Genomic DNA, 17,273 nt, shown 5'->3' on the forward strand with positions numbered 1-17,273 from the left:
CGGGGCTGCTGGGGGCCCGTGCCTACAGGCGCTTGCCGAACCAGTGCTGGGCGTACTCGCTGTCGTTGTACGCCGGTATCTCGTCGTACCCGTGCTTCGTGTACAGGCTGCGGGCCTCCACCAGGTCGGAGCGGGTGTCCAGGATGACCCGCTGTGCGCCGAGGGACCGCGCCACGCCCTCCAGCGCCGCGAGGACCGCCGCGCCGCCGCCCGTGCCCCGGGTGCGGGGATCGACGTACACCCGGGTCAGCTCGGCGGTCTCCGGGTCCAGCAGCCGGAAGCCCCCGCACGCCAGCGGGCGGCCGGCCAGCCGGCCGACCACGAACTCTCCCGTGGGCGGGACGAGGTCGTCGTCCGGGAAGTCCACGATCAGGGCCTCGTCGATCTCGGCCTCCGTCATCGTGCGGTCGTAGTACCGCCCGGCGATCTCCGCGTAGTACGCGCGGCGCAGGACCACCGAGTCCGGGTCCGTGTACGGCTCCGGAGCGACCGACCAGCCTGCCCCGCCGACGCCCCCCGTGTTCGTGCTCGTGTCCGTGCTGTTCATGGCGTCATTCTGGAGGCTGCGGCCGCGCCGCCGCATGGAATATCCACAGCCCCGGGCCGATGATAGGAAAAAGGGCAATTCCCCCGTTCCTCATCACCGAAGGGTGTGAACGTCATGTCGGAGCACCCCGACTGCGCCCTGGTCCGTCGCGGCTACGCGGCCTTCAGCACGGGCGACATGGAGACGATGGCCACACTGCTGACGGCCGACGTCGTCCACCACGTTCCCGGCAGCAGCCCGCTGTCCGGGCACCACAAGGGCCGGGAGGCCGTGCTCGACCTCTACCGTCGCCTCGGCGCGGAGACGAACGGCACCTTGCGGGTGGACCTGGAGACGCTGCTGGCCGACGGCCGGGGGCACGTGATCTCGGTCCACCGCTCACGCGGTGACCGCGGCGACCGCGGGATCGAGATGCACGCCGGACTCTTCTTCACCCTCGTCGGCAACAAGATCACCGACATCGACGAGTGCGTCGCGGACATCGAAGAGTCCGACGCCTTCTGGAGCTAGGCAGCGAGGAGCCAGGGAGCCAGGGAGCCAGGGAGCCAGGGAGTCAGGGAGCCAGGGGCAGGGAGCACGGGGCCAGTAGGGCCGCGGCCCCGCCGCCCTACTGCTTCGGAGCCGCCTGCTGCACGACCTCGAAGGACCACACCTGGGACGCAGAAGCCGCCGGCTTCGGCCGCTCCCCGCCGCCCTGCGCGCCCTGCCCGCCGCCCTGTCCGCCGCCCTGGTGCGCCGCCTTCATGGGCCCTGCCATCCACGCCTGGAAGTCGGCCTCCGAGCGCCACCGGGTGTACACGAGGTACTGATCGGTGCCCTCGACGGGGCGCAGCAGCTCGAACCACTCGAACCCGTCCGAGTTCTCCACGGAGCCCGCCCGCGAGGCGAACCGCTGCTCCAGTACCTCCCGCTGTTCCGCCGGTACGGACAGTGCGTTGATCTTCACGATGCTCATGCCCGCCATCCTAGGTATCCCATGCGGGATATCGTCGTCCCGGGTAATTCATCGCGGCAGCCAGGCGAAGTCACGGTTGCAGTCAACAAGGGCGGGAGGCCGGCGGGGCGTGGCCAACGCGGCGGAGCACAGCGGTGTCAACGGACATGCCGGAGTCATAGGCGGTGGTGGTAGCGGCAGCAGGCTTGGCGCCGCGCGCCTCGTCCTATGGGCGCTGGCGGGCCTCCTGGCCGTCAGACAGGCGTCCGCCGTGCTGCGCGTGCCGCCCGGCGAGTGGCTCACCGGCTTCTACCTGCCGGGCCTTCCGGGCTCGCTCTACGACGCCGGACAGTTCACCGGGACCCCCTTCGCGGGCCTCGTCCTCAAGCCGCTGGTCGGGCTGGCCGACCAGTCGCTGGAGGTCGCCTGGACCTGCGTGACCCTGCTGTTCGTCGCCGCCATCGGGCTGGTGGCCGCGCGGGGGCTGCCGGATCCGGTGCCCCGGCGCACCGCGCTGCTGGCCGCGCCCGTGCTGGTCGCCCTGATGATGGTCTCGCTGCCCGTGCGCGAGGCGGCCTCCCCGGGCCAGACCGCGGTGCTGCCGGTGCTGCTGGTGCTGCTCGCCTTCTTCCGGGTGCCGGGGGAGCGTCCGGCGGGGTTCCTGATGGGACTCGCCGCCGCGCTCCAGCCCGCCCTGCTGCTCTTCGCGCCACTGCTGTGGCTCACCGAACGCCGCCCCACCGCGCGCACCGCCCTCACCACCTTCGCCGCCTGCACGCTGCTGTCCTGGGCCGCGCTGCCGCACGACTCCTGGACGTACTGGATCCACCACCTGGCCGGGACCGGCCTCGGCGGCAGCCCCAGCGGCCTCGCCAACCAGTCCGTCCACGGCGCGCTGCTGCGGTTCGGACTCTCCGGCCCCGCCGAGATCCTTCTGTACGTCGCCCTCGCGGCCGGGATCGCCTGGCTCGGCCTGCGCCGCGCGGCGCGCTACGCCCGCGACGGCCAGCTGCTGCTCGCGGTCGCGATCACCGGTTGCGTGGCCGTCGCGGTGTCGCCGACCGGCTGGCGCCACCAGCTGCTGTGGGTGCTGCTCGCGGTGGCGGGCAAGGTCGGCAAGCGGGCCGCCGACCGGCCGGTGTGGCCGGTGGCGGTGATCCTCGCCATGACGCTGCCCAGCGCGATGCTGCTGCCGAACATGGCCGCGCTGGCGCCCGTACGGGACAACGTGCTGCTGCTGGCGGCCCTCGCCGCGGCCTGCGCGGTGCCGTTCCTGCCGCGCAGCTCGCCGTACTGGCGCGAGCCCGTCCCGACCGCCTACGCGCGCCCCGCGGCCGCCCGCTGGTCGCGGATCCCGCTGCTGCCGTTCTGGCGGCGCGTGCTGGCCCGCCCCAACCTGCTGCTGGAGCTGCTGCTGATACGGGTCGGGTACTCCCTGTACTCGCACATCCGCGCCGCCGCGCCCACCAGCCGCTCGCTCGCCGAGGGCAACGGGACCCAGATCCTCTCGATCGAGCGGGCCCTGGGCATCGACATCGAGCACGCCGTGAACCACGCCGTGGTCAGCGTCCGCTGGCTGGAGGCGTTCTTCAACTTCTACTACACGTCCTTCCACTTCGTGGTCCCGCTGACCATCCTGGCCGTCCTGTACTGGCGCCGCCCCGCCGACTACCGCTGGGCCCGCGCCTCGTTGGGGCTGGCGACCGTCCTCGCGCTGGTCGGCTTCTGGCTCTATCCGCTGGCGCCGCCGCGGCTCATGCCGGGGCTCGGGTTCATCGACACCGTGCACGGCGTGCAGGACCTGGCCAACCCGCAGTACGGGGCCATGACCGCGATCTCCAACCAGTACGCGGCGATGCCCTCGCTGCACTTCGGCTGGTCGCTGTGGTGCGGCATCGTGATCGTCACCCTGGCGCCCAAGGGGTGGCAGAAGGTGCTGGGGGCGATGCACCCGCTGATCACGGTGTGCGCGATCATCGCGACCGCCAACCACTGGGTGCTCGACGCGGTGGGCGGTGCGGTGGTCGTGAGTGCGGGATTCGGGCTCGTGTACGTGCTCTCCGGGCCCCGGGGGGCGGCCGTGTCGGCCGGGGTGGCGGTGCCTGGGCCGCGGGTGCCGGTCGCCTCGGGCGGCGGTGGGGGTGCCGGTGGTGGTGGTGACCGGAAGGCGGGGGAGCGGAGTCGGGCGTGACGTGACGCGTGGCGTGGCCAAGGGGCGTCGGAGCGGTGGTTGGTACCCGCTCCGGCGCCCCTTTTGTGGATCGCCGCGTCCTGTCAGGATCCGCCCGGCGGGGGCGGGCCGCCAGTCGGCCGGACGTGGGGGTGGCCCTCAAGCGCCGGGCGGGCTGGATTTGGGCGGGGTGCCGCCGGCGGCACATCCGAGGGGTGCGTCTGGTGGTCGTGCCTCCGGCGGGCCCTCAAATGCCGGGCGGGCTGGATTTGGCCGGGCCCGGTTGGGTGGGGCGGGCTGGATTTGGCCGGGCCCGGTTGGGTGGGGCGGGCTGGATTTGGCCGGGCCCGGTTGGGTGGGGTCAGCCGTGGCTCACTCGGAGTTCTTTGATGCCGTTCAGCCAGGCTGCGCGGAGGCGGCGGGGTGGGGGGCCGGTCAGGCGGAGGTTCGGGAGGGCGTCGGCCAGGGCGTTGAAGATCAGGTCGATCTCCATGATCGCCAGGGACTTGCCGAGGCAGAAGTGCGGGCCGCCGCCGCCGAAGCCGAGGTGGGGGTTCGGGTCGCGGGTGATGTCGAAGACGTCCGGGTTCTCGAAGACCTCGGGGTCGTGGTTGGCGGAGGAGTAGAACATCCCCACCCGGTCGCCCGCCTTGATCTTCTGGCCGCCCAGTTCGGTGTCCTGGGTGGCGGTGCGCTGGAAGGACACCACGGGGGTGGCCCAGCGCACGATCTCCTCGGCCGCCGTCGAGGGGCGGGTCGCCTTGTAGAGCTCCCACTGCTCGGGGTGGGTGAGGAAGGCGTGCATGCCGTGGCTGATCGCGTTGCGCGTGGTCTCGTTGCCCGCGACCGCGAGCAGCAGTACGAAGAAGCCGAACTCGTCCGAGCCCAGGTTGCCCTGACCCTCGGCCGCGACGAGCTGCGTCACGATGTCCTTGGCCGGGCACTCCTTGCGCGCGGCCGAGAGGTTCATGGCGTAGCCGATGAGTTCCATCGCCGCCGTGGAGCCGACCTCCTCGGTGATCGCGTACTCCGGGTCGTCGTAGGCGATCATCTTGTTCGACCAGTCGAAGATCCGCGCGCGGTCCTCCTGCGGTACGCCGATCAGCTCGGCGATGGCCTGGAGGGGCAGCTCGCAGGCGACTTGGGTGACGAAGTCGAAGCTCCCGTCGGCCGCGGCGTCGGCCGCGGCGGCCGCCTCTTCGGCGATCTTCGAGGCGCGGGCGCGCAGGGCGGCCTCCAGGCCGCGGATGGCGCGGGGGGTGAAGCCGCGCTGCACGATCTGGCGGACCCGGGTGTGTTCCGGCGGATCCATGTTCAACATGATCAGGCGCTGGGCATCGATCTGTTCACGCTGGATGTGCTCGTTGAAGCGGATGATCGCGGTGTTGGTGGTGGAGGAGAACAACTCCGGGTGCGTGGAGACGTACTTGACGTCCGCGTGCCGGGTGACGACCCAGTAGCCCTCGTCGTCGAAGCCGGTGATGCCCCGGGACTGCGGGCACCACCACACCGGAGCGGTCTGCCGAAGCTGCGCGAACTCCGGGAAGGGGACGCGGGCTTGGAGCAGGTCGGGGTCGGTGGCGTCGAAGCCGTCGGGCAGTGCGGGGCAGGACATTCGGCAACTCCAAAGTCTGACGGCCCATCAGAAGTTGGCTCGAAGGTAGTAACGAGTTCTAGAAGTGACAAGGGTAGGCGCGGCAACTGTTGCGTGTGGAATCCGTGCAAGCCGTGTGCAAGACCCTTGCGTGCGGGGCCCGCAGGTCATAAAACTGCCAGAGAACTAGAACGCGTACTAGTTCAGGCGCGCCGCCGGGACGGCCGCCGCAGTGGAGGAGAGGACGGCTCATGGCCGCGGAACCCGTCATCGTCGAAGCCGTACGCACGCCCATCGGCAAGCGGGGTGGCGCGCTCGCCAACCTCCACCCCGCCTACTTGCTCGGTGAGACCTACCGCGAGCTGCTCGCCCGTACGGGGATCCAGCCCGACTGCGTCGAGCAGATCGTCGGCGGCACCGTCACCCACGCGGGCGAACAGTCGATGAACCCGGCCCGCAACGCCTGGCTCGCGATGGGTCTGCCCTACGAGACCGCCGCGACCACGGTGGACTGCCAGTGCGGCAGCTCCCAGCAGGCCAACCACATGGTCGCCAACATGATCTCCGGCGGGGTCATGGACATCGGCATCGCCTGCGGGGTCGAGGCCATGAGCCGGGTGCCGCTCGGCTCCGGTTCCAAGCACGGCCCGGGGAAGCCCTTCCCGGACGAGTGGAACGTCGACCTCCCCAACCAGTTCGAGGCCGCCGAGCGGATCGCCCGGCACCGCGGACTGACCCGCGAGGACGTCGACCGCCTCGGCGTCCTCTCCCAGCAGCGGGCCGCCACCGCCTGGGCCGAGGAGCGCTTCAAGCGCGAGACCTTCGCCGTCCAGGTGCCGACCACCGAGGCCGAGCAGGCCGCGGGGCAGGGCATGTGGCGCCTGGTCGACCGGGACGAGGGCCTGCGCGACACCAGCATGGAGGCGCTGGCCCGGCTCAAGCCCGTCATGCCGACCGCCGTGCACACCGCGGGGAACTCCTCACAGATATCCGACGGCGCCTGCGCAGTGATGTGGGCCTCGCGCAAGATGGCCCGCGCGCTCAAGCTCAAGCCGCGCGCCCGGATCGTCGCCCAGACCCTGGTCGGCGCGGACCCGCACTACCACCTCGACGGACCGATCGACGCGACCCGCGCGGTCCTCGGCAAGGCCGGGATGTCCCTCAAGGACATCGACCTCGTCGAGATCAACGAGGCCTTCGCCTCCGTGGTGCTCAGCTGGGGGCGGGTCTTCGAGCAGGACATGGAGAAGGTCAACGTCAACGGCGGGGCGATCGCGCTGGGCCACCCGGTCGGGGCCACCGGCGCCCGTCTGATCACCACGGCGCTGCACGAGCTGGAGCGTCGAGACAAGGAATTCGCGCTGATCACGATGTGTGCCGGCGGCGCCCTCGCCACCGGCACGATCATCCAGCGCCTCTGAGCCCCGTGGGCTCCCGAGCCCCCGTGGGATGGGAAACAGAAGGCCCCGGCGGCCGGACCTGGGGAGGTCGGCCGTCGGGGCCTTCGCACGCGCGGTCGCCCGCCGTGACGTCTGCTGCTCGGGGTGGCTTAGTACCAGTGGTGCGAGGACCAGAAGTTCCACGCGCCGACGGGGCTGCCGTAGCGGGAGTTCATGTAGTCCAGGCCCCACTTGATCTGGGTGGCCGGGTTGGTCTTCCAGTCCGAGCCCGCCGAGGCCATCTTGGTGGCCGGCAGGGCCTGGACCAGGCCGTACGCACCGGAGGAGGAGTTCGTGGCCGTGTGGTCCCAGCCGCTCTCGCGGGAGACGATCTTGGCGAACGCCGCGTACTGGGCCGGGTTCTTGATCATCTGCTGCGCGATGGACTTCGCGTCCATCGGGGCCGCCTGGGCGGGAACCGCGGCGAGCATGGAACCGGCCACACCCAGGGCGAGCACGGTACCGGCGAAGGTCTTCTTGGAGGCGGCGATGCGGCGGATGACGGCGTTGGACACGGAAAACCTTCCGTAGGGAACAGGGACGGTCGCTCGCACGTCGAGGACGTACGTGAGCCACTCACGCAGTGGAGAGGGGTTCGTCGGGCGGGGGCGAGTGCCCCTGCCGCCGTGGCGACAACACCAGTTAGCCAGGCTGCCGAGGGCCTGGCAATGCCCCCCTCTTACTAGTGGAGGTCGCAGCCGGGGCTGAACGACCCCTCCCCGGGTGGAAGGGGATCGGTGCAGGTGGGAGCCGGTTTGAGCGGGTGGATATGGAACATTTAAGGACTACTATTCCGGGCCGTATGTGACCAAGGTCCTGTGGGGCGGGTCACCGCTCAGGGCCCCGGATCTCACGTTCCGTGGCCGCTCGTACCCCTTTGGGGCGTGTGTCCGGGGCCACTATCGGCCCCAGAATCGAAGGAAACCGGGGCGTCGAAGGCAGCTTTCCTCGTCGCCCGGCGCAGCGCCTTCAGCAGCGTGGCGCCCAGCGTCATGGTCAGTACGACGGTCAGCACGGCCCGGCCCAGGTCCCAGCCCAGCGAGGTGGCCAGGCAGTACGCCAGGAACCGCGCGAGGTTCGCGCCGACCGGGTCGCCGGGGTGGAAGGAGATCCCCTGGCCCATGCCCTGCAGGATCACCCACCCCTGGAGGTTCATGACCGTGCCGTAGGCGAAGGACCCGGCGAAGCCGTACGTCGACAGCATCACCAGCTCCGCCCGCCCCCGGATCCGGTCCGGGCCCGGCAGCAGCCCGGCGCCCAGCGAGAACCAGCCCAGCGCCAGCATCTGGAACGGCATCCACGGCCCCACACCGCCCGTGAGCAGCGCGGACGCGAACATCGTCACGGACCCCAGGACGAAGCCGAAGCCCGGCCCGAGCACCCGGCCGCTCAGCACCATCAGGAAGAACATGGGCTCCAGGCCCGCCGTGCCGGCCCCCAGCGGCCGCAGCGCGGCGCCCACCGCGGCCAGCACGCCGAGCATCGCCACCGCCTTCGCGTCTATGCCGTTGTCGGCGATCGTCGCGACCACGACGGCGACGAGGAGCGGGAGCAGCGCGGCGAACAGCCACGGGGCGTCCTGCGAGTGCGCGAGCCCCGACTGGCGGTCCGCGAGCAGCGGCCAGCCGAAGGCGGCGATCCCGACGAGGGTGACGAGGACCAGGGCGGCGGCGCCGCGCGGGCCGATCCGGACGGGGCGGCTCACGGGGCGGTCCCGGGGTCGGACTCGGACTTGGACTCGGGTTCGGGTTCGGCCTGCTCGCGGGCGGCCAGGGCGGCGGCCACCTGGGAGACGGTGAGCCAATGGCCGGGGGCCAGCACCTTCGCGACCTGCGGGGCGAAGGCGGGGGAGGAGACGACCACCTCGGCGGTCGGCCCGTCCGCGACGATCTCGCCGCCGGCCAGGATCACGACCCGGTGGGCCAGCTCGGCGGCCAGTTCCACGTCGTGGGTGGCCAGGACGATCGCGTGGCCGCGTGCGGCGAGGTCCCGCAGGATCTCGATCAGGCGGGCCTTGGCGGCGTAGTCCAGACCGCGGGTCGGCTCGTCCAGGAGCAGCAGGGCGGGCCTGCCGGTGAGGACGAGGGCCAGGGCGAGGGCGAGGCGCTGGCCCTCCGAGAGGTCGCGGGGGTGCGTGTCGTCGGGGACGTCGGGGAGGAGGGACGACACCAGTGCGCGGCAGGTGCCGGGCGCGGCGGCGGCGTCCGCGTCGGCCGCCGCGCACTCGGCGCCGACCGTGTCGGCGTACAGCAGGTCCCGGGGCTCCTGCGGTACGAGGCCCACGCGGCGGACCATCTCCGCGGGCGGGGTGCGGTGCGGGGGCCTGCCGCCGACGCGGAGGTGGCCGGAGGCGGGCTCGATCATGCCGACGAGGGTGGCGAGGAGGGTGGACTTGCCGGCGCCGTTGCGGCCCATGAGGGCGAGGGTTTCGCCGGGGGCGAGGGTGAGGGTGATGTCGTGCAGGACCTCTGCGCGGGCGCGGCGGACGGAGAGGTGGGTGGCGGTGACGGGGCTGGCCGGGGGCGCGGGGTGTGCCGGGTCTGCCGGGGGCTCGGGGTTTGCCGGGGGCGCGGGGGTGCGGCGCAGCAGGTGGCGCAGGGTGCGGGTGCGCGCGGCCCGAGGTGTGTTCGCCTCAAACGCCGGCGGGGCTGGATTGGGCTGGGCCGCAGCCGCAGCCGAAGGCGCAGCCGCAGCCGAAGTCGCGGTCGGGGTGGCCTCCGGCGGCGCCTCAAACGCCGGCGGGGCTGGGTTGGGCCCGTCGGAGGCTGCGGAGGTCGTTGCGGGAGCCGGGGTGGAGAGGAGGGTGTGGAGGGGGGTGGCTCGGCGGCGGGCGTCGCGGACGGAGAGGGGGAGGGGGGTCCAGTGGGCCAGGCGGCCCAGGGCCACCACCGGGGGGTGGACGGGGGAGACGGCCATCATGTCGGCCGGGGGGCCCAGGACGGGGGCCGCGCCCGGGGCGGGGATCAGGAGGACCTGGTCGGCGTACTGCACCACCCGCTCCAGCCGGTGCTCCGCCATCAGGACCGTCGTACCGAGGTCGTGCACCAGGCGCTGGAGGACCGCCAGGACCTCCTCGGCCGCCGCCGGGTCGAGCGCGGACGTCGGCTCGTCCAGGACGAGGACCTGGGGGTGCGGGGTCAGGACGGAGCCGATCGCGACCCGCTGCTGCTGGCCCCCGGAGAGCGTGGCGATGGGGCGGTCGCGGAGCTCGTTCAGGCCCAGCAGGTCCAGGGTCTCCTCCACCCGGCGCCGCATCACCGCAGGTGCGAGCCCCAGGGACTCCATCCCGTAGGCCAGCTCGTCCTCGACCACGTCCGTGACGAAGTGGGCGAGCGGGTCCTGGCCCACCGTGCCGACGACATCGGCCAGCTCGCGCGGCCGGTGGGTGCGGGTGTCGCGCCCGGCGACCGTGACCCGGCCGCGCAGGGTGCCCCCGGTGAAGTGCGGGACCAGCCCGGACACCGCGCCGAGCAGGGTCGACTTGCCGACGCCGGACGGGCCGACCAGGAGCGTCAGCTCGCCCTCGGGGACGGTGAAGTCCGCGTGGTGGAGCGTCGGCCCGGGCCTGCCGTCGTAGGTGATGGACACCTGGTCGAAGCGGATCACGTGACTAGCCCTCCTTCGGGGGGACGGGGGCCACCACGGCGGGCAGCAGACCGATCAGCACCGCCGCCGCGGGCCACAGCGGCAGTCCGGGCGCGACCAGCGGCACCACACCGGGCCGCAGCCCCTCCGGGTCGACGGACCCGGCGTAGATCATCAGCGCGGCGACGGCCGCGCCGGAAGCGGACACCAGCCAGGCGCGCACGCCCCACCGGTCGGGGCGGTAGCGGGTGCGGACGCTGCGCCGCCCGCCCAGGCGGAGGCCGCCGAGGGCGAACGCGAGGCCGATCAGGAGGACGGGGAGCCCGTACCCGGCGCCTTCGGCGGCGAGCAGCCCGTACGTTCCGGCGCACACGCCGAGGAGCCCGCCGAGGGTGAGGACGTTGGTGGTGTGCCGGACGAGGGCCGGGACGTGGGCGCTGCGCCCGTACCCGCGCGCGTCCATCGACGCGGCCACGGCCACCGAGCGCTCCAGGGCGCCTTCGAGGACGGGCAGGCCGATCTGCAGGATCGCCCGCACCCCGCCGGTGGGGCGCCCGCGCAGGCGGCGGGCGGTCCGCAGGCGGACCACGTCGGCGACCATGTTCGGCGCGAACGTCATGGCGACGACGACGGCCACGCCCGCCTCGTACAGGGCGGCGGGCAGGGACTTCAGCAGCCGGGCCGGATTGGCGAGGGCGTTCGCGGCGCCGACGCAGATGAGGAGGGCGGCGAGCTTGGCGCCGTCGTAGAAGGCGAAGACCAACTGCTCGGCGGTGACCCTCCCGCCGAACCGGATGCCCTGCGCCCAGGCCGGCAGCGGGAGCTCGGGCAGGGTGAACAGGACGTGCGCCCCGGGGATCGGGGAGCCGAGCAGCATGGAGAAGAGCAGCCGCAGGCCGATCACGACGAGGCCGAGCTTGACGAAGGCGCCGTAGGACCGGGCCCAGGGGGCGGCGGTCCGCCGGGCCGCGACCACGTAACCGGCGACGCCGACGATCAGGCCGAGCAGCAGCGGATTGGTGGTCCGGGACGCCGCCGTGGCCAGCCCCAGCGCCCAGAGCCACCACGCACCGGCGTGCAGCGCGTTGCGCCGCGCGGCGGCCGGCGCCTCCCAGCGGTCCCGCCGCCGGGGCCGGACGTACGACGAGGCGGCGGGCGACCGGCCGGGCGGCTCCGGCCGGGCGCCGGTCGCGGCGGGGCCGGCCGGTTCGGTCGGGCCGGTCCGGTCGGCCGGGTGGGTCACCGGGCGCGGCGGCGGCGGGACTGCCACACGGCCGCCCCGGCCAGGGCGATCACGGCCGCGATCCCCGCCAGGAGCCCCACGGAGGGACCGCCCCCGTCGTCGGACGCGGCGGCGGAAGGCGACGCCGAGGCATCGGCCGGCGCCGCCGCCGAGCCGGACGGCTTCGGTTCGCTCGCGCCGACCTGCTCGCCGCAGCCCTGCTTCGGGTACCCGGAGATCGCGCACATCAGCGCCGCGCTGTTGTACCGCAGCGGCTTCGCCACCTCGGCCAGCGCGTCGGCGGCCGTCGCGTCGGGAGCCACCACCGCGCAGGCCGTGCGCGGCGCCTCCTGCGGCGGGGTCTCGCCGGCCGGAGCGTCCGCGGGGAGGCCGAAGTCGACGACCAGGGCCACCCGCTTGCGGCCCTCGACCGGAGCGGTGCCCGAGCAGATCGCCCCGAAGTCGGCGGCTGCGCGCGGTGTGGCCGCCTGGTCGGCCGCGTCCTTGCTGACGGCGAAGCGGAAGCCCTGGACGGCGCCGTCCTTGGGCCTGACCAGGGAGGATCCCTGGGTGGCGTACGTCCACGAGCCGCTCGTACCGTCCCAGAACGACCAGTACCGGTAACCGGCCGCGAGCGCGGGGCCGGCGCCCAGCAGGGTCAGCGCCGCGCCCAGCGCCAGCGCCAGGGACAGGGCCGCCGACAACGACCGGGAGCCGGTGCGGGACGAGCGGGTGCGGGACGAGCGGGTGCGGGACGAGCGGGTCCGGTCCGGACGGGGCCGGCGGATCACGGCTGCTGCTTGCGGCGGCTCATCACGAAGCCGATGCCGATGCCGGCCACGGCGCCCAGACCGATGACCCACCAGATGCCGACGCTGGAGGAGCCGGAGGACTTCGAGGAGTCCGCCCCCGCGTCGGCGGCGGCCGACTGCCCGGGCGTGGCCGCGGCGGTGTCGGTCGGGCCGGTCGCGTTCAGCGCGGACACCAGGTCGGTGGCGCCGAAGGCCTTCGGGTCCGTGCCGGTCGCGTGCGCGGTCAGGACCAGGGTGGCGAGGGCGGCCGGGTTGCCCTTGGACCACTCGGCCGAGTTGGCCTTGAGCCACTCCAGCGCGCCCGTGGCGGACTGCTTGTGGCCGGCGGCGGCCAGCGCGATCACGGCGTCGGCGGTGTTGCCGACGTCCGCGGTGACCGTCTCGGCGCCCGGGGTCTTCACGACCAGGTGGCCGTCCTTCTTGAGGGCCTCCGCCAGGTAGCCGGCCGAGGCCTGGGCGGCGGCCGCCGGGTCCTTCGCTCCGGCCGGGCATTCCAGCGCCGCGGCGGGGGTGTCCGCGGCGGCCGGGGCGACGACCGGGCCGGCGCCGAGCCCGGCGAGCACCGAGGCGGCCGAGGCGCCGGCGTTCGCCGGGAGCTTGCCGTCCTGGAGCTGGTAGCCGAAGGCGCCGCGGTCGGCGGCGGGCTCGGCGGCGCAGCCGAGCTGGAAGGAGAGGAGGGCGTCGTACGCCGACTTGCCCGCCTTCGACTTCACCTCGGCCGGCTTCTCACCGGCCGCGGTCAGCGCGCTGATCACGAGCGGGGTGGAGCTGCCCTCGCTCGGGGCGCCCGGGTTGTAGGACCAGCCGCCGTCCTCGTTCTGTACGGACTTCAGCCAGTCGGCGCCCTTCTTGACGGCCGCGTCGTGGCCGCCCAGCGCCCCCAGTGCCTGGACCGCCACGGCGGTGGCGTTCGTGTCGAGCACCGTCTTCGCGTCGCACGCCGCGCCGGAGTCCGCGCGGAACGCGGCGAAGGCGCCGTTCGCGCACTGCTGGCCGGTCAGCCACCCGACGGCCTGAGGCGCGGGCCGCACGCCGGCCGCCTGCTGGGCGAGCAGGGCGAAGGACTGGCGCCAGACACCGTCGAAGGTCGGGTCGCCCTTGCCGAACAGCCCGGAGGGGATCACGGGGGCCGGTGAGGGCGAGGGGGCGGCGAGGGCGGCGGGAGCGGCGCCCAGACAGAGCACGGCGGAGGCGGCGAGCGCGGCGGCGCTGCGGCGGACGTTCATGGTGGGGCGGGTGCCTCTCCTGCTGGGGAGCGGGAGGCAGGCACATGGAGTACCGGGCTCCGGCTCCGTTTACCTCGACGGTGCCGGCCACCGGAGGATCCGGCGGCGCGAGCCGCGCACCTCCGCCACGGGGCAATCCGGCTCCCCGCCCGGCGGCGCCGGAGGCGGGACACGGTTGCGGGTCAGCGCCGGATTCGCACCGGCTTCCCCCCGTACGGAAGTGTTGACGACCCGGTCACTCTACCGGCCCGTAACCCGCGCCCCCTTTGACGGCGGGCCGGTCCACCCGCGTGCGGGGCCGCCGCCGTGCCCTCGCCGTGCCCTCGTCACGCCCTCGTCGCTGCCTCGCCGTAGCTCCGTCGCGGGCGTTCCGCTTGCTGGCGGGTCCCGACTACAGGGCCCGGTACGTCACCGGGTCACTGCCGGGGACGGCCTCGGCGCGGCCCTGCTTCACCAGCCGCCGCAGGTGCGCTTCCGCCTCCGACACGGCGATGTTGCGGGAGCCGTACGGGATCTGCGCCCAGGGGCGGTTCCACTCCATCCGCTCGGCCAGCTGCCAGGCGGTCAGCGGGCGCGCGAGCAGCTCCCACAGGCCGACGAGGCGCTCCTCGTGGTGGGCCAACAGCTCGCGGACCCGGGCCGGGGCGTCGGTGAAGGCGTGCTGGTGGGCCGGGAGCACCTCGGCGGGGTCCAGGCGGCCGATGCGTTCGAGGGAGTCGAGGTAGTCGCCGAGGGGGTCGGTGGCCATCAGGTCCTCGGGGGCCTCGTACAGCCCGATGTGGGGGGAGATGCCGGGCAGCAGGTGGTCACCGGAGAAGAGGCGGCCGTTGCCGGGGAGGTGCGCGGGGTGCTCCTCCTCCAGGTGCAGGCACACGTGGCCCGGGGTGTGGCCCGGGGTCCAGATCGCCCGGAGCCGGCGCCCGGCCAGCGGCAGCAGCTCGCCGGGGACGATCTCGCGGTCCGGGACGGCCGCGTGCATCCCGGGCAGCGTGCGCATGCGGCCGCTCTCGCGGGCGGCGCGCAGCGGGGCGATGTGTTCGTCGGGGGCGCCCGCGGCGAGGAGCTTCTCGCTCATGTAGTCCAGCCAGACGCCGGGGTCGGAGCCGCGGGTGCGCGTGACGACCTCGGTGTCGGCGGCGTGCATCGCGATCCAGGCCCCGGACGCCTCCCGCACCCGGCCGGACAGGCCGTGGTGGTCGGGGTGGTGGTGGGTGATGACCACGCCGTGGACGTCGGCGACGGGGATCCCGAGTGCGCCGAGGCCGGCGACGAGGGTGTCCCAGGAGGTGGGGTCGTCCCAGCCGGTGTCGATGAGGACCGGCCCGCGGTCGGTCTCGACGACGTGGACGAGGGTGTGGCCGAGCGGGTTGTCGGGGATGGGGACCTTGATCCCCCAGACGCCGCCGCCGTGGTCGATGGTGCCGGGGTCGCCGACACCGTGGTCGCCGACACCGGGCGGTTCGGGTGCGGCTGCGGCTGCTGACATGTGGTGGCCCCCAGACGGAGTGGTGCGGCAGGTCGCAGGTGAACGCGACGAGTGCTGTGACGGCTGACGAGAACTCGTTCCAGTAGTAGCCCAAGTCGACCATCTGCACGGCTTCCTGACCAGTCGTCTGTTGCGTTGCCGATCTCTCCGCACTCTTGGGGCGGTCTTCTGTCTGCGCCGTGGACTCCTGGAACTAGAACTGGTATCAGTTCTGGCATCCGGTTCTGAACCGCAGGAGGCATCAGCCATGACCGAGCTCGTGGAACACGGAAAGCTGTTCATCGGCGGGGAGTGGACCGATCCGCTGGGCAGCGACACCATCGACATCGTCTCGCCCCACACCGAGCAGGTCATCGGCCGCGTACCGCACGCTTCCCGGGCGGACGTCGACCGCGCCGTCGCCGTCGCCCGCAAGGCCTTCGACGAAGGCCCCTGGCCCCGCGCGTCCCTGGACGAGCGGATCGCGGTCATCGCCCGGATCAAGGACGCGATCGCCGTCCGGCACGAGGAGATCGCCCGCTCGATCAGCTCGCAGAACGGATCGCCGTACTCCTGGAGCGTCCTCGCCCAGGCGCTCGGCCCGATGATGGTCTACGACGCCGCCATCACGGTCGCCCGCTCCTTCCCGTACGAGGAGCACCGGCAGGGAGCGCTCAGCCCGATCATGGTCCGGCGCGAGCCGGTGGGCGTGGTCGCGGCCGTCATCCCCTGGAACGTCCCGCAGTTCGTGGCCGCGGCGAAGCTCGCGCCCGCGCTGCTCAGCGGCTGCACCGTCATCCTCAAGCCCTCGCCCGAAGCGCCGCTCGACTCCTACATCCTCGCCGACATCGCGCGCGAGGCCGGGCTGCCGGAGGGCGTGCTGTCGATCCTGCCGGCCGACCGCGAGGTCAGCGAGTACCTGGTCGGGCACCCGGGGATCGACAAGGTCTCCTTCACCGGCTCCGTCGCGGCGGGCAAGCGCGTCATGGAGGTCGCCGCCCGCAACCTCACCCGGGTCACCCTGGAACTCGGCGGCAAGTCCGCGGCCGTGATCCTGCCGGACGCGGACCTGGAGAGCACCATCGCCGGGATCGTCCCGGCCGCCTGGATGAACAACGGGCAGGCGTGCGTGGCCCAGACCCGCGTACTGGCCCCCCGCAGCCGCTACGAGGAGATCGCCGAGGCGCTCGCGGCGGCGGCCGGAGCCCTGGTGGTCGGCGACCCGTTGGACCCGGCGACCCAACTCGGCCCGCTGGTGGCCAAGCGGCAGCAACAGCGCTCCTTCGACTACATCAAGATCGGTCAGGAGGAGGGCGCCAAGATCCTCACCGGTGGCGGGCGCCCGGCGGGCTTTGACCAGGGCTGGTACGTCGAGCCGACGCTCTTCGGGGACGTCGACAACTCCATGCGGATCGCGCGCGAGGAGATCTTCGGGCCGGTCGTCTGCCTGATCCCGTACGGGGACGAGGCCGATGCCGTGCGGATAGCCAATGACTCGGACTTCGGGCTGAGCGGCAGCGTGTGGACCGGCGACGTCGAGCACGGCATCGACTTCGGTCGTCGGATCCGCACCGGCGTCTTCAACGTGAACACCTTCAGTCTCGACATGCTCGGACCGTTCGGCGGCTACAAGAACAGCGGCCTCGGCCGCGAGTTCGGCCCGGAGGGCCTGAGCGAGTACCTGGAGGCGAAGATGATCTGCCTCCCGGGCGGCTACCAGCCGCCGGCCGCCGGTGCCGATGCTGCTGGTGCTTCTGGTGACGGTGCTTCCGCCGGTGGTGAGTGATGGGTGACCGCTGGCACGTCGAGGTGGACAGAGGTGTCTGCATCGGCTCGGGCATGTGCGTGAACCACGCCCCCACGGGCTTCGCCCTCGACTCGGCCCGCCAGTCCCACCCGAGCTCACCGGACACGGACGCGAACGAACCGGTCCTCACGGCAGCCGAGGGCTGCCCGGTCGAGGCCATCACGATCACCTTGGCCACGAGCGGCGAGGTGGTCTTCCCACCGGAGGAGTGAGGGACGGCGAGGGGTTGGGCGGTGGTGGGCGCGGCTTCGCCGCGGGTTGGCGGGTGCTTCGGCGGGGCGGGGTCGGGGTGTGCGGCTTTGCTGTGGTTGGCGGGTGCTTCGGGTGGGGCGGGGTCGGTGGGGTTCCGGGGGCTGCCCGTCAGTTCCACTGTCTCTCCGCGCCGGGGCGACCTGTCAAGGGCGCTCCCTGCGGTCGCGTCGCTGCGCGATGGCCTGCGGCCACCCTTGACAGGCCACCCCGTCACGGAAAG

General features: G+C 73.1%; 15 protein-coding genes and 1 riboswitch. Of the genes, 5 read left to right on the forward strand and 10 right to left on the reverse strand.

Translation table 11 applies throughout. The features are described 5' to 3' along the window. Window positions 1-22: 22 nt before the first annotated feature. Entirely contained in the window at window positions 23-547 is a 525-nt protein-coding gene (locus tag ACIQWR_RS07120) for a GNAT family N-acetyltransferase (protein ID WP_404005645.1), read from the reverse strand. Window positions 548-661: 114 nt separating this feature from the next. Here ACIQWR_RS07120 and ACIQWR_RS07125 point away from each other — a divergent pair, with 114 nt between their 5' ends. After that, window positions 662-1,057, forward strand: a complete 396-nt coding sequence (locus tag ACIQWR_RS07125) for a nuclear transport factor 2 family protein (protein WP_404005647.1) — start codon at window positions 662-664, stop codon at window positions 1,055-1,057. Window positions 1,058-1,154: 97 nt separating this feature from the next. On the opposite strand, the gene ACIQWR_RS07130 is transcribed toward ACIQWR_RS07125, so the two are convergent. Beyond that, the gene (locus tag ACIQWR_RS07130) at window positions 1,155-1,502 is read right to left on the reverse strand and encodes an antibiotic biosynthesis monooxygenase family protein (protein WP_404005648.1); all 348 of its coding nucleotides are present in this window, start codon (window positions 1,500-1,502) and stop codon (window positions 1,155-1,157) included. Window positions 1,503-1,611: 109 nt separating this feature from the next. On the opposite strand from ACIQWR_RS07130, the gene ACIQWR_RS07135 reads away from it, so the two are divergent. Beyond that, window positions 1,612-3,672: a bifunctional glycosyltransferase 87/phosphatase PAP2 family protein gene (locus ACIQWR_RS07135; RefSeq protein ID WP_404005649.1), complete on the forward strand. Its 2,061-nt coding sequence runs from the start codon at window positions 1,612-1,614 to the stop codon at window positions 3,670-3,672. Between the two features lie 340 nt (window positions 3,673-4,012). On the opposite strand, the gene ACIQWR_RS07140 is transcribed toward ACIQWR_RS07135, so the two are convergent. Next, a complete protein-coding gene (locus ACIQWR_RS07140) occupies window positions 4,013-5,266 on the reverse strand; it encodes a cytochrome P450 (protein WP_404005650.1) in 1,254 nt (417 codons plus the stop codon). A 230-nt stretch (window positions 5,267-5,496) separates the two neighbouring features. Between ACIQWR_RS07140 and ACIQWR_RS07145 the strand changes: the two genes are divergently transcribed. Beyond that, window positions 5,497-6,666 (forward strand): steroid 3-ketoacyl-CoA thiolase, encoded by a 1,170-nt coding sequence (locus tag ACIQWR_RS07145; protein ID WP_351044217.1) that lies wholly within the window; start codon window positions 5,497-5,499, stop codon window positions 6,664-6,666. Window positions 6,667-6,794: 128 nt separating this feature from the next. Here ACIQWR_RS07145 and ACIQWR_RS07150 read toward each other — a convergent pair whose 3' ends face one another. The 7 genes from ACIQWR_RS07150 to ACIQWR_RS07180 form a co-directional block, all read right to left on the reverse strand. Beyond that, a complete protein-coding gene (locus ACIQWR_RS07150; protein ID WP_404005651.1) occupies window positions 6,795-7,199 on the reverse strand; it encodes a transglycosylase SLT domain-containing protein in 405 nt (134 codons plus the stop codon). 335 nt (window positions 7,200-7,534) lie between these two features. Continuing rightward, complete coding sequence (locus ACIQWR_RS07155; protein WP_404005653.1) at window positions 7,535-8,389, reverse strand: ECF transporter S component; 855 nt, start codon at window positions 8,387-8,389, stop codon at window positions 7,535-7,537. Next, on the reverse strand, window positions 8,386-10,290 hold the full coding sequence (locus ACIQWR_RS07160; protein WP_404005655.1) for an ABC transporter ATP-binding protein: 1,905 nt from the start codon (window positions 10,288-10,290) through the stop codon (window positions 8,386-8,388). The genes ACIQWR_RS07155 and ACIQWR_RS07160 overlap by 4 nt, the downstream gene beginning before the upstream one ends. Before the next feature lie 4 nt (window positions 10,291-10,294). After that, window positions 10,295-11,539, reverse strand: coding sequence for an energy-coupling factor transporter transmembrane component T (locus ACIQWR_RS07165; RefSeq protein ID WP_404005656.1), 1,245 nt, complete (start codon window positions 11,537-11,539; stop codon window positions 10,295-10,297). Next, window positions 11,509-12,282 (reverse strand): SCO2322 family protein, encoded by a 774-nt coding sequence (locus tag ACIQWR_RS07170; RefSeq protein ID WP_404005657.1) that lies wholly within the window; start codon window positions 12,280-12,282, stop codon window positions 11,509-11,511. Before ACIQWR_RS07170 ends, ACIQWR_RS07165 begins: the two co-directional genes overlap by 31 nt. After that, window positions 12,279-13,529: a prenyltransferase/squalene oxidase repeat-containing protein gene (locus tag ACIQWR_RS07175; protein ID WP_404005658.1), complete on the reverse strand. Its 1,251-nt coding sequence runs from the start codon at window positions 13,527-13,529 to the stop codon at window positions 12,279-12,281. The genes ACIQWR_RS07170 and ACIQWR_RS07175 overlap by 4 nt, the downstream gene beginning before the upstream one ends. Window positions 13,530-13,659: 130 nt before the next feature. Continuing rightward, window positions 13,660-13,739, reverse strand: a riboswitch (cobalamin riboswitch). A 181-nt stretch (window positions 13,740-13,920) separates the two neighbouring features. Then, window positions 13,921-15,015 carry an MBL fold metallo-hydrolase gene (locus ACIQWR_RS07180; protein WP_404005660.1) on the reverse strand — a complete coding sequence of 365 codons (1,095 nt, stop codon included), beginning with the start codon at window positions 15,013-15,015 and terminating at the stop codon, window positions 13,921-13,923. 247 nt (window positions 15,016-15,262) lie between these two features. Here ACIQWR_RS07180 and ACIQWR_RS07185 point away from each other — a divergent pair, with 247 nt between their 5' ends. Further along, a complete protein-coding gene (locus ACIQWR_RS07185) occupies window positions 15,263-16,780 on the forward strand; it encodes an aldehyde dehydrogenase (protein WP_404005662.1) in 1,518 nt (505 codons plus the stop codon). Next, the gene (locus tag ACIQWR_RS07190; RefSeq protein ID WP_404005663.1) at window positions 16,780-17,013 is read left to right on the forward strand and encodes a ferredoxin; all 234 of its coding nucleotides are present in this window, start codon (window positions 16,780-16,782) and stop codon (window positions 17,011-17,013) included. Before ACIQWR_RS07185 ends, ACIQWR_RS07190 begins: the two co-directional genes overlap by 1 nt. Window positions 17,014-17,273: the final 260 nt, after the last annotated feature.

It is taken from the genome of Streptomyces sp. NPDC098789 (assembly GCF_044759975.1).
Lineage (GTDB): Bacteria > Actinomycetota > Actinomycetes > Streptomycetales > Streptomycetaceae > Streptomyces.

Bases quoted from the DNA above. Each gene is read 5' to 3' on its own strand.
- ACIQWR_RS07120 (WP_404005645.1), bottom strand. From the start codon at position 547: ATGAACAGCACGGACACGAGCACGAACACGGGGGGCGTCGGCGGGGCA.
- ACIQWR_RS07125 (WP_404005647.1), top strand. From the start codon at position 662: ATGTCGGAGCACCCCGACTGCGCCCTGGTCCGTCGCGGCTACGCGGCC.
- ACIQWR_RS07130 (WP_404005648.1), bottom strand. From the start codon at position 1,502: ATGAGCATCGTGAAGATCAACGCACTGTCCGTACCGGCGGAACAGCGG.
- ACIQWR_RS07140 (WP_404005650.1), bottom strand. From the start codon at position 5,266: ATGTCCTGCCCCGCACTGCCCGACGGCTTCGACGCCACCGACCCCGAC.
- ACIQWR_RS07145 (WP_351044217.1), top strand. From the start codon at position 5,497: ATGGCCGCGGAACCCGTCATCGTCGAAGCCGTACGCACGCCCATCGGC.
- ACIQWR_RS07175 (WP_404005658.1), bottom strand. From the start codon at position 13,529: ATGAACGTCCGCCGCAGCGCCGCCGCGCTCGCCGCCTCCGCCGTGCTC.
- ACIQWR_RS07180 (WP_404005660.1), bottom strand. From the start codon at position 15,015: ATGTCAGCAGCCGCAGCCGCACCCGAACCGCCCGGTGTCGGCGACCAC.
- ACIQWR_RS07185 (WP_404005662.1), top strand. From the start codon at position 15,263: ATGACCGAGCTCGTGGAACACGGAAAGCTGTTCATCGGCGGGGAGTGG.
- ACIQWR_RS07190 (WP_404005663.1), top strand. From the start codon at position 16,780: ATGGGTGACCGCTGGCACGTCGAGGTGGACAGAGGTGTCTGCATCGGC.